Source organism: Mesorhizobium sp. M7D.F.Ca.US.004.03.1.1 (assembly GCF_003998635.1).
GTDB lineage: Bacteria > Pseudomonadota > Alphaproteobacteria > Rhizobiales > Rhizobiaceae > Mesorhizobium > Mesorhizobium loti.
Genome location: NZ_RZQG01000066.1, coordinates 1 through 13,717, shown reverse-complemented (window position 1 = coordinate 13,717; position 13,717 = coordinate 1). Strand labels below are relative to the sequence as shown.

Genomic DNA, 13,717 nt, shown 5'->3' with positions numbered 1-13,717 from the left:
GGTTTTAGACTGCCCCCTAGCGCGTCTCCTTATTGACGCGACGTAGTCCCGAAATGAGCCGCATGGCAATTGCCATGCGGCTTCTATCCTGTTTGAGAGATGCTCTGTGGATGACGCCGTTTCCCTCCGTTTCGAAGTGCGTTCGGGGCACTATTGCGGTCTGACCGGCAAGACGGATCTTCAAAAGTGTTTAATCGGCAGCGGCTTCGATGCCGATTTGGTCTTTGTCGAGCAGGGACTGGCACCGCATCACCTTCGTGTAACTCTTCTTGGCAAGTCGATCGAACTGGAGGCGCTTGCACCCGGACTCAGTATCGAGGGCAACCGGAATATCGCCGCAGGCCAGTCCGTTGTTGTGCCCCTTCCTGTCGTCCTGCTCGTAGGCGAGATGTCCATTGCTTTGTCCGTGCAGGATGCAGAGCCGCCTGGTTCGACCGGCATACCGCGCCTACCGATCGGTGTGCTCGCCATGGTCATAATCAGCTCACTCGGGATCGGCGCGCTTTCAGGCACGATCTCCTATCTTGGCAATGCAAGTGGATCGAGCCCCAATTCACTTCGGGCTGAAGTCGCGTCCAGAACGATCAGTCACCGCGCTGACAATGAACTTACGGAGGCAGCGGCCCAAGAGCTGCAGGAGGAAGTCGATCGAGCGGGTCTTCTCGACGTCAAGATTGGGTCGGCAAAGGGTGTTGTGACCGCCGAAGGCACCGTCACGTCTGAATCGGTCATCAGTTGGCAGAAGCTTCAGCAATCGTTCGATCGTCGCACCAAGGGTACTCTAACACTGGTGAACGGAGTGCTCATCAAAGAGGAGAAGGCGCCATCCGCAATCGCGGTCGAAGCTGTGTGGCATGGGGTCCAACCATATATTGTCATCGACAGCGAGAAGTATTTTGTCGGCGCCATTTTGGCTGATGGATGGGTGGTCGAACGTATTGAGGACAGCCGTGTGCTGCTGAGCAGGAATGGCCGCATTGCTGCTCTCCAATATTGAAAGCTCGCAGGCCCCATCAAGCAGCACTCTATGGCCAGCCAAACATCCTGTCGCGCTCGGTGCTGACAAGCTGGCTGCGTTGGAAACATTTGCTGCCCAGCCATTTCGCGCCTGCTTGTGGCTCTCATGCAGGGTCACGCGCTGGCCAAGGCTGAGGCGCCTTCGGAGTTCGAAAGCCACGTTTCATGGCGTAACAGCAGAGTAAGTCTCAACCGATTGCAAAGGTGTCTCGATGGCCAACGTCCTGCGTGACTTCATCAAGCGTGCGCCGGCCAGCCCGGATTTAATGGTTGCGTTGATGCTGCTTCTGGCTGTCGCGATGATGGTCATGCCTATCCCGGTCGTGGTGGTCGACGCCCTGATAGGATTCAATATGGGGTTGGCCATACTGCTGATGATGGTTGCCCTGTATGTCAGTACTCCACTTGATTTTTCCTCTTTGCCCGGCGTTATTTTGATTTCCACTGTATTCCGTCTCGCGCTCACGGTCGCAACGACGCGACTGATCCTGGCCGAGGGGGAGGCCGGCAGCATTATTCATACTTTTGGCGATTTCGTCATTTCAGGCAATATCGTGGTGGGTTTCGTCATATTTCTGGTCGTCACCATGGTGCAATTCATGGTCCTCGCGAAGGGTGCCGAACGGGTGGCAGAAGTGGCGGCGCGTTTCACGCTGGATGCTCTGCCGGGCAAGCAAATGGCGGTCGACGCAGAGCTACGCAACGGCCACATCGATGCCAACGAATCCCGCCGGCGGCGCGCCGAATTGGAGAAGGAAAGCCAACTCTATGGCGCGATGGACGGCGCGATGAAATTTGTGAAGGGCGATTCCATCGCCGGGCTGGTGGTTATCTGCATCAACATGCTGGGTGGAATTTCGATCGGCCTGCTCTCCAAGGGCATGTCCTTCGGCGAGGTACTGCATCACTACACTCTGCTGACGATAGGCGATGCATTGATATCGCAGATTCCGGCCCTTCTGCTCTCCATTACTGCGGCGACCATCGTCACCCGTGTGACTGGGACGGCGAGGATCAACCTCGGTACAGAAATGGTCAGTCAGCTCACGGCCAGCACTCGAGCCTTGCGACTGGCGGCCGGCGTCCTGGTTGTAATGGGGTTCGTTCCTGGGTTTCCCCTCCCCGTCTTTCTGATGCTGGCCGCAGTGTTCGCTGCGGTAAGCATTGTCAAGGCTGATGTGCTGGGCGCCGGCACTGCCGATGCGAAAGGTGGAACTGCAGCGGAGCCTAAGCAAGCCGCGCCTGCGAAGGAATTCCCGATCGCATTTTTTCTAGCGCCAGATCTTATGCAGGCGGTCGATCAAGCCGAATTGCAAAAACATATTGGGCGCGTTTCGCTCCTGGTCACAGCCGATCTGGGCATTATCGTTCCTCGCATCCCTGTCTTGGTTGACGAGCAGCTGCCTGAATCGCAATTCCGAATTGATGTCGAGGGCGTGCCAGTCGAACAGGACGCCTTAGATCCAAACCAGATGGCGCTCCGAGCCGATGTAGCGCACGTCGACTCGAGCGGTGTCCCCCTTAGACGTGAGCCGAAAACGGACAGACTCCCGGTTGAACATACCCCTGCAAAGGCCCTTACGGGCGCCGGCACGGAGCATAGGGCTCCCGGCGAACTCCTCGCCTTGCGCGTCCATGCAGCGTTGACCCGCTACGCACCGCGATTGGTGGGCATCCAAGAGACCCGACATTTCCTGGGCCGAATGGAGCAGGAATATTCTGAGCTTGTGAAAGAGGTGCTACGCACGACGCCGATTCCTCGGATTGCCGATGTTCTGCGCCGCCTCCTGGAGGAAGGTATCCCAATCCGCCACACCCGTCTCGTGTTGGAGGCATTGGCCGAATGGAGCGAGCGTGAGCAGAACGTTGCCCTGCTGACGGAATATGTCCGTTCTGGTTTGAAGCGACAGATCTGCCACCGCCATGCCAACACGGAGGGCATCGTGTCCGCCCTGGTCGTCGAGCGCGAGAGCGAGGATGTGATGCGTGGCGCGGTTCGAGATTCGGATGCAGGCCCCTATCTCGCACTGGAGGATCGGCAAAGCGAAGCGATGCTATCACAGATACGTCAGGTCCTTTCGAACGCAGAACCGGGTCAAACCCGCCCTATTCTGTTGACGTCGATGGATGTCCGACGTTTCGTCCGCGGCTTTCTGACGCGAAACGGGGTTGATCTCGCCGTGCTGTCTTATCAAGACCTCGCCTCCGACTTTACAATTCGCCCCGCAGGATCCGTCACACTCCCGCACGGATCGAACAGCGGATTGTTAGAGTAGTCCCACCTTTCCTAACTGAACGCCACGCGCCTCCCCGATAACTGAGAGATAACATGAATAGTAATACAGTTTCTCCATCGCCTATGTTTCTGCGCCGGAACTCACTTCTTTTTGCCGTACTCGCCATTCTGCCTTTGGGCGGTTGCGCCAGCTGGCAAAAGCCGGCTCTTTCCGTGCAGGAGACATCTTCCCCCGAGTTGCTCAGCGCCGATCAAATCGATCCGGCTATGCGCGAACGCATTTTGCGCGAAGTTGGTCAGGATGTTCAAGAGCGGGCTTTGCGGGATGAGGTGAAGCAGCACCCGGACAATGTTGATGCGGCGATACGACTTACAAATGCCTTGGTGGGCCAGAAGCGCCCGCACGAAGCGGTTGAGGTGCTCGACAGCGTCTTGGTTGCAGCCCCAGGAAACGTACGTGCATTGAATGCGAAGGGCGTGATTTTGGACATTGAGGGGCGGCATGACGCGGCACAGGCCCTGTATCGGCGAGCTCTCGAAAACGAGCCAGGCAATCAGATGGTGCAGCATAACTTCAATCTGTCGCTTGCCTTTAACGGCAAGTCCGAACAACCAAGGTTAGCACGATCGCAATAGGTGGGCACAGTGCATGCGCAGCCTGTTCCCCGGCTCGAACACGCGCTCGGCTCCCATCATAGATGGCCCCCTGAAGAGAGCCATATCTATGCAAAACAGTTGCTCCAGATCTGGCCGGCAGAGATCGGCAGGAGAGCCGGATGACATCACGCGGCCACCCGCAAGGCCACCCGCCTCGCTTCGTTGCCAGAGCGCCCTCTCCCTCGCCGGTCACCGTCTCGCAATGCGGCGACCTGGCTTAAGGCGGTCGACCGAGCGCCCGATGCAGTAGCCATGAATACGTAACGCAGCGATGGACCCGCCGGATCGTGTCGCGCTTGTGCTGGCCGTCCCTGCCATTACAGCACGGTGATTGTAGCTGGATCATATTCTAGAGGCATCGATGGTGTGGATGCCTTCGATCCAAACAATCGATTTGTTGAATTCGTCCGCCTGAGGAAATTAGCTGCGGCGATCCGACTTCCGACGCCTGCAGGCGCAAAACCAACAGCGTGAGCGCTGCGGGTCCGGAGGCAGGCTGCAAAGTGCAATCACCAGCGCTGATAAGCGGCAAGTGAAGAATGTATCGCTCGGGCAACTCCTGTGTTGTGCACGGTTGCCCCGCGAGGTGAACTGTAGCAGCTTGGCAGCTCAGCGTTCACGAAAGGAGAAAAGATTTGGGGCCAAGCAAAGACCGGCTTTTTTGATTGTCTTGCTGTATCGCTATGGTGGGGCGGGCGCGACCGCTCCCATAATTCAATACGCTGCCTTTAGCGATGGACGATGACGGGATGCGTCGCCGAGACTTCAATGGTGGAGGAGCAGCGCACCCGTCGATCCATTTGCTTTCAGCGGCAACCGCCACTATGAAGCGACACTTCGCCCAACTGTGTTTCAAGCTGCCCGGAGAAGTTTATGACAGAAGAACCCCACAAGACCGACATCCTCATCGAGCTCACTGCCGATGTTGTATCAGCCTACGTCTCCAACAACCCCGTCCCGGCGGGGGAGCTTCCTGCCCTGATCGCCCAAGTGCACGGGGCTCTAAACGGCACGGCTGGACTCATACCGGCAGAAGAGCCTGTGCCTGTAAAAAAACCTGCTGTCCCGATCAAAAAGTCGATCGAACCGGACTACATCATTAGCCTTGAAGACGGCAAGAAATTCAAATCGCTAAAGCGCCATCTGGCGACGCACTATGGTCTGACCCCAGACGAATATCGCGCCAAATGGGGTCTGCCGTCGGATTATCCCATGGTGGCGCCGAATTACGCCGCTGCGCGCTCCGCCTTGGCCAAGACCATGGGACTCGGCCGCAAACCGAAAGAGCCGGAAGCCCCAGCCACGGCGCCGGCGAAACGGACCCGCAAGAAGGTCGCAGCCTAAATCCGTATCAACAGTCGTTCGGACGCGCAGCAGCCGTTGGCCCAATCTGCGCGGAATCAAAGGGCGGGGATGAGCCCCGCCTTTCCCGTCCAAGAGCCTCATTTCCAGAGTAATTCATGATGGCTCCAGCAATCCCTGCCGCGGCATTAACTTGCATGCTCCGGCCCGGGTTTCGAGCCGTCAATGCGTTCCGGCGATGACGAACCTTGCCAAGGCTTTCCCGGACCGTTAGCCAGCCTTGCTGAGGCTGCCTGCAGAGGACTTTCCCGTGCGGCGATCCTGTTCCACCTCGTAGTTGATCTTCTGGCCCTCATTAAGGGTCGACAGGCCCGCTCGTTCAACAGCGGAAATGTGGACAAAGACATCCTGACCGCCGTTGTCAGGCTGAATAAAACCAAAACCCTTCGTGCTGTTGAACCACTTCACCGTTCCAGTCGCCATATCCATTCCTTTGTAATAAGTCGCAACTTAGGCAGGCCATTCACGCCAGCCTGATTTGTACACGAGACTTTAGGCGCATCAAAATCGGAAAATTGCAAGGCCCACTCGATCGCCTGATCTCCAGCAGCAACTGCAACATATGCGAGGCGCGTGCCAGACGAGGCGTATGCCAGACGTTTCGTCGTGCGCTGTCGCTCGAACGTTGACAGAAACAATGACACACCTTGCAAACTCGGCACATCTTGTGGACGTGCTCGGGTCGCTTCTCGACTGCGATACCCGCTCCTGACCGGGTATCGTCGGCCAAAATGAGAGTTTTTGTCATGTGCCGCCAGACCGAAAGATCAGGCGCGCAGCGACCTGCACATTCAAACCGGAACCCGCGAACCTCGATTAGCTTCTGCCTGCTCCGAAGGGCGGTAGCCTGCTCTGAGGCGGGCCACTGTCGGGTTGAAAACCAACTGTCGGGTTCGGAACCCCAGATTGTCGGCAAGGTACGCGCCGCCCACTGGTTGGCCAAAGGGGCACTGGCTCCTGATCCTGCCGCCATGCTCGCCCGATCTCAACCCGATCAAGACAGGTCTGCTCAAAACTCAAGGCGCGGCTGCGGAAGAAGGCGGCCAAAACTTTCGACGCTCTCTGCGGAACTCTCGGCGATATCTGCCAGCTGTAGGAGCCAAATCAAAAACCATTAATTGCGACAGGTGATTTTATGACATTCATTGCGAAGAGGCCAGAATGAACAGCGGAAGAGAGTAGCAGCTCTCTGGTCGCGGCGAGGTGGATCGTCGACACGATCGGCACCTGGCCCGTGCGGGGATCGCACCGCAGCCAGCACCAGAGCCAGACCTTGACCGCTTGCCTTGCTCAGGCGCCACAACAACGAGTGGCTGGAAGCAGATCCACGTGAACTCAGCGATATCGATCAGACGATGCTTACCCTCATGAAAGCCGATCCCGACGCTGTCCAGCGCCGCGAAATCCTGACCAGCATATGGCGCATCGGATGCCACCGCCTGCACACTCACCATCGACATGCCGGAACTCGGAACCAAAGGCCGCAAGCCTCGCCGGCCTCGGCAAAATGGAGCGGCCGCGCCTTCATCCGGGGCGGCCGGGCCAATGTTCGCCAGGCCCTCTACATGCCCGGCCCTTCGCCCTGCGCTTCAACCCCGACCTCAAGGCAAAATACCAGGCGCTAAAGGCGGCAGGCAAACCCGCAAAGGTCATCATCTTGTTGCGAAAGCTCCTCATCCTAGCAAACGCTCTCCTCAAGGCGCAGCGAAAATGGCCCCTAAAACCCTTGACCGAAACGGATACCTTAGCCTTTCAGGTGAGGCGGGCCGAGATAGACCAACCGCGGGTTTAACTTCGCGAGTTTAAGCTGATTATGCCGATGCAACTCTAGCGCCTGCGCGACCGTTTTAGCTTCCATCAACAAGGCGGCAGGCTGGGAGGAAGTACCCTCCCCTGCCGCGAACAAGCTTTGGACAAAGCCCCACCTTGTCCGTAATGTGATCGGGAGGCCGGGGCGCGGCGGTGCTCAGCGGATGTGACGCGCGAGATCTGCGACCCTACCCATCAGCACTTCCATCGGTCCTCGCTGGAAGATGCGCAGCCAAAGCACCGCAAAAGTGCTGATAACCACAACGAAGCCAAAGAGCGTGGACAGGCTCTCGTCTTTGAAAATGTTTATCTTCATAAGATAGGCTATTCCCGCAATGTGCAGCACATAGGCCGTCAAAGACATCGAGCCGACTGCGATTATTGGCCAGACCAGCTTTCGCAGACGCGGGAGCGCATCCACAGCGAGCATGCAAGCCGCCAAGATGATCATTGCGCAACCGGTGCTGCCCACGATCGAAAGCGTCGTTTCGCTATGAGGTGCGGCTATCCATGACGACTTGACTATAAATGACGACTTGGAAGGCTCAAAAGCGCCGTCAACGTCAGACCACCACAAGGAGGTTTCAGTCAAAGCGCGGGAACTCAGCGCGAGCAAGGATCCCCCATGGCCCAACACGGCCAGCGCGACCCCCGCCAGACCAAGGCGCCAATGCGCTGCTAGCGTATTAAGATTAAGGCGCGCGATGGCCATGCCAGCGATGAGGAAAGGAACCCAGGTCACCGCGGGATAGTAGCCGTTGACCATGAGGTTGAAGACCGGGTCGAGGAGGTTGGGGGCAACCGACAGAAGGGAGGAACGGACTTGCGGGAGAACTAATGCCGTAGCGGCAGCGATCAAGCCCAGCTGATATGCGCTGAGCCGATGGAGCGGCAATACCAACAAGAAGCAAATTCCGTAGTATTCTAGGATGACTTCGACCTGGGTACCGAGGCAGCCCAGGATTGAGCCAAGCGCGAGCAAAACAAGGGCACGAATTGCGACTCTGGCGATGGCCTGTCTACCGGCTATCCCCGACTTCGGCGCCTTGCGACCTGTAATCAGGAGGATTGAAAAACCGGCCAATACGGCAAACAGGGCCGACGGCCGCCCATGGGTTAGTTCCATCAGAAACCCGACTAGTCCTCCTTCGCCGGGGTCGGGACCGAGATGGGCGGCATACATCCCGAAGACAGCCAGGCCCCGAGCGAGGTCGATGCCGACCAGCCGATCTACTACCGACCCATTCCTAGCGTCGGCAACCGGTGCCTTCATTACCATGGTAGATTCCCTTGTTGGGTGTGTGGATCGCGGGAGCCGCGATAGGAGAGCCGGTCGGCTGCTGCCGTCGCCTCGTGAAAGGGTTCAAAACATCGCGCCATCTGGCGCATCGAGCCGGCGACAGAGCTGTTCAGCCATTAGCCTGGGGTAAGAACAACAGATCGGCTCACAAAGCCTGTGTCACGGACCTGAAAAGTGGTGTCGCGGAACCGTCGTTTTTTGCATGATGGCTAAGCCGAGAGATCCACTGCACCGACGAGAGACTCAGCGACGTTAGATATCCGATCAGTACGCCGCGGCTCCGCCGGTGACGATCACCCCGGGTGTCAAGGCCAGGGCGTAAACCTGCCATAATCTGTGGTAGTGCGCCCGCGACCAATCCGTTCGACAAAGCTCGGCGCATGGTCGAGCCAATCATATTCTTCCATGTGGCTGTTGCCTGAAAAACCGAAGACGCCGTTCGCTGGTCCAGCTCCAGACCTCGGCCTGCGTCGGTCATTAGAACCGGCGCGCCTGTTTCCCAAATCAATTTGCTGATGCAGCCGCCGGGGGTCACATTGAGCAAAAGTGCCGAGTTCAGGACGGGTTTCATAGGGGCTCTTCGTTTGGCTTTGTTAACGACCCCTTTCTTGCAAGTTGTAGCTGACAGCAGCCTGAAAGCTCCCCAAATAATTCGCTGCCGCCGGTTCAGCCTATTGTCAGCTTCGACCAATAAGATGGGAGCCTTGCCCTCATACCGGAGCTCGGCAGCATGATGCGAATACTGCTCACTGAAGACGATAAGGACCTTGGAAGTGCTATGCACGATCATTTGGTGGCTGGTGGCCACGCGGTCGACTGGGCCAAGAACCTGTCCGAAGCGCGCGATTATGCAGCTGTGGTCGGCTACGACCTTATTTTGCTCGACGTTCACCTGCCGGACGGCAATGGGATCGACTATCTGCGGGAGCTGATCAAGGAACTTGAATCGGCACCGGTCATCATTCTGACAGCCTGCGATCGGATTTCGCATCGCATCGAGGGCTTCAACGCTGGAGCCGACGACTATTTGGTCAAGCCGTTCGATCTGGGGGAACTCTCAGCGCGTATCCATGCAGTGGCACGTCGCCATGGGCATTTTCCGGAGCCGCAATTTTCGGTTGGGACGCTTTCCATACAGGCAGCCGAGCGACGCCTCTTCCGCGACGGGCAGGAGGTCTACCTGACTTGACGCGGATGGGCGGTGCTCGACTACCGTCTGCCCCAGCCCTGCACGGTCGTTTCAAAAGGGAAGATCGTGGACGCGCTTTTCGGCAGACGGCGCTGATTCATACTCTAAAAGAAAATTCGGCTTCCAGTTGCCTTGGCCATGACTTTCCTTCCCGAGAGATGGGTGACAGTTCATTCCGGATAGATGGGTTACACTTTCGGCCCTTTGCAAGGAGAGCAAGGTGCCTTGGAAGGAGTGTAACGTCATGGAAGAGCGGCTGAAGTTCGTCGCCCGGCTGCTGGACGCGAGAAGATGGCGGTGCTTTGCCGGGAGTTCGATATCTCGCGCAAGACCGGCTACAAGATCCTCACGCGCTACAACGACAGCGGCCTGGAGGGCTGACGGACCGATCGCGGCGGCCCTATCGCCACGCCAATCAGCTTCCGTTTCAAATCGAGAAGCTGATTGTGCGCCTCAAGCAAGACAAGCCGACATGGGGTGCGCCGAAGATACGCGAGCGGCTGGCCCGGCTGTATCCGGATGTGCACCGGCCCGCGATCTCGGCCGTGCATGCCGTGCTCGACCGCCACGGCATGGTCGAGCGCCGCAAGCGCAGGCGCAACAGGGCGACGGGGACACCACTTTCAAACGGCTGTCGCCCTAACGATCTTTGGTGTGCCGACTACAAGGGCGAGTTCGGCAGAGAACACGGCCGGGACAGGGGATCACAAACACTTGACCGTTCCAGACCCTGGCAGTGGCGCATCGATTGACCGTTGGCTCTGTTCGTGGGCACCGAAAATAGGGCCTTCTTGGTCCTCGGCAGAGAATATGGCCCGGACGGGGGATAACAAACACTTGACCGTTCCAGACTCTGGCAGTGGCGCATCGATTGACCGTCGACTCTGTTCGCGAGCGCCGAAAATACGGACGACCCCTATGGTCAAAGTGCACTTCTGACCTGCTAGGCACTGTTCGATAACTGGAGGCACCCGCTACGGTGCCCTCGTATTTAAGACACCTGTCAGTTTCAAGCCTGGACATTGACGCGTGGCGCGGCTGCCATTCGTTGACCGCCACGTCGAATTGCCCGCCAACCAGTGTACAGCCGCCGGTGGTCACATTGAGCAAAAGTGCCGAGATCAGGAGGGGTTTCATAAGGCCTCTTCGTTTGGCTTTGTTAACGACCCCTTTCTTGCAATTGTAGCTGACAGCAGCCTGAAAGCCCCCAGATATTCGCTGGCGCCGGTTCAGCCTACTGTCAGCTTCGATCAATAAGGCAGGAGCCTTGCCCTCATACCGGAGCTCGGCAGCCTGATGCGAATACTGCTCATTGAAGACGACGACGACCTTAGAAGTGCTGTGCACGATCATTTGGTGGCTGGTGGCCACGCGGTCGACTGGGCCGAGGGCCTGTCCGGAGCGCGCGGTCATGCAGCTGTGGCCGGCTACGACGTTATTTTGCTCGACGTTCACCTGCCGGACGGCAATGGCATCGACTATCTGCGGGAGCTGATCAAGGGGCTTGATACAACGCCGGTCATCATTCTGACAGCCCGCGATCGGATTTCGCATCGCATCGAGGGGCTCAACGCTGGCGCCGACGACTATTTGGTCAAGCCGTTCGATCTGGGGGAACTCTCGGCACGCATCCGTGCAGTGGCACGTCGCCAAGGGCATTTTCCGGAGCCGCAATTTTCGGTTGGGACGCTTTCCATACAGGCAGCCGAGCGACGCCTCTTCCGCGACGGGCAGGAGGTCCACCTGTCTGGACGCGAATGGGCGGTGCTCGACTGCCTTCTACGCCGGCCCGGTTCGGTCGTTTCAAAGGGGAGGATCGAGCACGCGCTTTATTCATTCAATTCGGAGTTCGAGAGCAACACAGTGGAGGTTTATGTCAGCCGGCTCCGCAAGAAGATCGGCGGGGATAGAATAGCAACCGTGCGTGGCTCCGGATACAGGCTCGTGGTCACATGACGAACTCGAACAGCATGACGAGAAAGCTGATATCGTGGTTAGGCGGGGCAACGCTCCTGGTTTGGATCGCCGCCCCAACCATTGCTGCGTTCATTTTTTGCAATAATGTAAACGAAAGTTCGGATGACTTGCTCCAGGGGAGCGCAGAGTACAGAGAACCAGAGCTGATCAAGGTCTTGAATGGAAAACACGTTGATCAATACAATAACCACTTGCCAACTTATGAAAAGTACTGGACCTATCGTGAGCAGGTTATTAATAAGTACGGGGTAGTGCTTATTTCTGAACCGGAAGAGGGTCAGCAGCCCTTCCCTGATGCTCCCCTGAGTAACGGCTTTTGGCGAAACGCTGATTACCGCGTCTACACAGAGGAGATCCAAGACGGCGTGTATCATCAGTTGGCCGAACCGCTTGATGGCCGCCGTACCACAATCGCGAAGGGCGCACTTTTTGTCTTCCTTCCGACACTCGTGCTCCTGCCCTTTAGCTTAGCTGTTTGGTGGATCGTGATCCGGCGCTCGCTGCGGCCAATCGAGGTACTGCGACAGCAGATCGGATCGCGCGACGGCGGCAATCTGTCACCAATGGACTTGGGCGATTTCCCGGCAGAGTTGGCTCCAATCGCGGCATCCGTCAATCGGCTTCTCGATCGTCTGCGGGCGGCTCTCGAGGCCGAACGCGAGTTCGCCGCAAACAGTGCGCATGAACTGCGCACGCCGATCGCAGGTTCAATCGCTCAGATGCAGAGATTAGTGGCCGAGCTTCCCAATGGGTCGGCCAAAATGCGTGCGCGCGGCATCGAGCAAGCGCTGTCGAGCCTTGGCCGCCTTGTCGAAAAAGTGCTTCAGCTCGCTCAAGCCGAATCGGGGGTTGGCATGGCGGATCACGCGATCGATCTTGTCCGATCGGTTCGGCTGGAAATCGATGACCTGAGGAAAAAGCCGCAATATGCCGGACGCCTGCATCTTAACGTCGACGGCTGCCCCACTTTGATGCGCAAAGTGGATGTCGATGCGTTTGGGATCCTCCTTCGTAACCTGATCGAGAATGCGCTGATACATGGACTGCCCACTGTTCCGACAACAGTTTCCGTCCAAACTGATGGAACCATCGCTATTGCAAACGCCGGACCGGTGGTGCCCCTCCCCGACCTCGAAGGGCTTACAAAGCGATTTAGTCGTGGTGCTACTCCTGCTGCGGGCTCAGGCCTTGGTCTACATATCGCTAACATGGTTATCCAGCGGATCGGTGGCAGTCTAGAGCTTGCGTCGCCCGCCCGCGGTCGCAATGATGGTTTCGAGGCGATCATACGAATTCCTCAATGACACCGGTGAATTCGACGACAGTTGGACACAGGGCGGATTGCTGGCAAGGCTGCTGACAGGGCGAACTGTACGGCAGTATGTATACGGCGTAGAAATCGTACTTCACACAACGCATTTCGGCCGCGGCAATCAATGCCGCTATCATCGTCTGAGCAGTTCGATCGAAGCGACACGACATGATCGGCAAAATCGAAGGCTCCGCCTCACCGCTCGCTCGATTTCGCCCGGGGAGAAAAAAGGCCATCCGAGAAAGTGCAAGCCGCCGCGCAAAGGCGACGTGTCCAATTGTCTGGGTGCCCCTGTGCGCCGGCCCGATCGGGTTGGCGCAGGTCCAGTAAGGACCCGGACCAACCATTCCATTTAGACGACCGGCAGGTTTTAATCGGCGTCCGGATCGCCGTCCCAAAATGCCCCAAGTATACGGCTAGAAAGGCTGCCAACGATCGAGCTTTGGTCGGAGGCGTGCTTGTCAGCGTCTTGGGTGCTTGACCGGCCTTTGCAATGGCCATCGCCATCGCAAGTATCGTGCGTGGCCAGTGAGACCGCAATTTCATCAGCCTGGAGCCGACCGTATCGGTGCTTTTTTATGATTTAGGGATTTTTCGTTTTCCTCTTGGATCATCACGGGTTTGGAGAGGATCTGGTGTTAAGTGCCATTCGGAGCGCCGGCGAACGGCCCGAAATTAATGTGGTCGAGTGATGAAGCCTCCCGAATGCGTTAAACGAGACCCTTTATGGCGGCCCTGGCTGACAACAGTCTGAAAGCTGCAAGCGGCATGCGAAAATGGGGCGATCCTGAATGACGACAGATGCTATCAACATGAAAGAGGCTCGCCCTGAAAGCTGAGCACGCTTTATGCTCAGGC

The 13,717-nt window shown here is 57.6% G+C and carries 9 protein-coding genes and 1 pseudogene; 8 read left to right on the top strand and 2 right to left on the bottom strand.

Features of this window, described 5'->3' with window-relative positions; all coding sequences use genetic code 11:
* The first annotated feature begins 106 nt into the window (after positions 1–106).
* The 4 genes from EN935_RS06735 (at position 107) to EN935_RS06720 (ending at position 5,254) form a co-directional block, all read left to right on the top strand.
* Complete coding sequence (locus EN935_RS06735; protein WP_024505382.1) at positions 107–997, top strand: hypothetical protein; 891 nt, start codon at positions 107–109, stop codon at positions 995–997.
* Between the two features lie 232 nt (positions 998–1,229).
* The gene (gene sctV / locus EN935_RS06730; protein ID WP_063169272.1) at positions 1,230–3,293 is read left to right on the top strand and encodes a type III secretion system export apparatus subunit SctV; all 2,064 of its coding nucleotides are present in this window, start codon (positions 1,230–1,232) and stop codon (positions 3,291–3,293) included.
* Positions 3,294–3,346: 53 nt separating this feature from the next.
* The gene (locus EN935_RS06725) at positions 3,347–3,889 is read left to right on the top strand and encodes a tetratricopeptide repeat protein (RefSeq protein ID WP_082826568.1); all 543 of its coding nucleotides are present in this window, start codon (positions 3,347–3,349) and stop codon (positions 3,887–3,889) included.
* Between the two features lie 894 nt (positions 3,890–4,783).
* Entirely contained in the window at positions 4,784–5,254 is a 471-nt protein-coding gene (locus tag EN935_RS06720) for a MucR family transcriptional regulator (RefSeq protein WP_024505385.1), read from the top strand.
* 228 nt (positions 5,255–5,482) lie between these two features.
* Here EN935_RS06720 and EN935_RS06715 read toward each other — a convergent pair whose 3' ends face one another.
* A complete protein-coding gene (locus EN935_RS06715) occupies positions 5,483–5,695 on the bottom strand; it encodes a cold-shock protein (protein WP_008874821.1) in 213 nt (70 codons plus the stop codon).
* A gap of 1,543 nt (positions 5,696–7,238) precedes the next feature.
* Positions 7,239–8,360 (bottom strand): DUF418 domain-containing protein, encoded by a 1,122-nt coding sequence (locus EN935_RS06710; protein ID WP_063169274.1) that lies wholly within the window; start codon positions 8,358–8,360, stop codon positions 7,239–7,241.
* Positions 8,361–9,111: 751 nt separating this feature from the next.
* On the opposite strand from EN935_RS06710, the gene EN935_RS06705 reads away from it, so the two are divergent.
* The 4 genes and pseudogenes from EN935_RS06705 (at position 9,112) to EN935_RS06690 (ending at position 12,851) form a co-directional block, all read left to right on the top strand.
* Positions 9,112–9,570: a response regulator transcription factor gene (locus EN935_RS06705; protein WP_224570033.1), complete on the top strand. Its 459-nt coding sequence runs from the start codon at positions 9,112–9,114 to the stop codon at positions 9,568–9,570.
* A 244-nt stretch (positions 9,571–9,814) separates the two neighbouring features.
* A pseudogene (locus tag EN935_RS06700) lies at positions 9,815–10,247 on the top strand (helix-turn-helix domain-containing protein); the annotation flags it as partial.
* 619 nt (positions 10,248–10,866) lie between these two features.
* Positions 10,867–11,526: a response regulator transcription factor gene (locus EN935_RS06695; protein ID WP_024505389.1), complete on the top strand. Its 660-nt coding sequence runs from the start codon at positions 10,867–10,869 to the stop codon at positions 11,524–11,526.
* Complete coding sequence (locus tag EN935_RS06690; RefSeq protein ID WP_063169275.1) at positions 11,523–12,851, top strand: HAMP domain-containing sensor histidine kinase; 1,329 nt, start codon at positions 11,523–11,525, stop codon at positions 12,849–12,851. The genes EN935_RS06695 and EN935_RS06690 overlap by 4 nt, the downstream gene beginning before the upstream one ends.
* Positions 12,852–13,717 lie beyond the last annotated feature (866 nt).

Excerpts from the sequence above, each read along its gene's own strand:
- sctV (WP_063169272.1), top strand. The coding sequence starts at position 1,230 with ATGGCCAACGTCCTGCGTGACTTCATCAAGCGTGCGCCGGCCAGCCCG.
- EN935_RS06725 (WP_082826568.1), top strand. The coding sequence starts at position 3,347 with ATGAATAGTAATACAGTTTCTCCATCGCCTATGTTTCTGCGCCGGAAC.
- EN935_RS06720 (WP_024505385.1), top strand. The coding sequence starts at position 4,784 with ATGACAGAAGAACCCCACAAGACCGACATCCTCATCGAGCTCACTGCC.
- EN935_RS06715 (WP_008874821.1), bottom strand. The coding sequence starts at position 5,695 with ATGGCGACTGGAACGGTGAAGTGGTTCAACAGCACGAAGGGTTTTGGT.
- EN935_RS06710 (WP_063169274.1), bottom strand. The coding sequence starts at position 8,360 with ATGGTAATGAAGGCACCGGTTGCCGACGCTAGGAATGGGTCGGTAGTA.
- EN935_RS06705 (WP_224570033.1), top strand. The coding sequence starts at position 9,112 with ATGATGCGAATACTGCTCACTGAAGACGATAAGGACCTTGGAAGTGCT.
- EN935_RS06695 (WP_024505389.1), top strand. The coding sequence starts at position 10,867 with ATGCGAATACTGCTCATTGAAGACGACGACGACCTTAGAAGTGCTGTG.
- EN935_RS06690 (WP_063169275.1), top strand. The coding sequence starts at position 11,523 with ATGACGAACTCGAACAGCATGACGAGAAAGCTGATATCGTGGTTAGGC.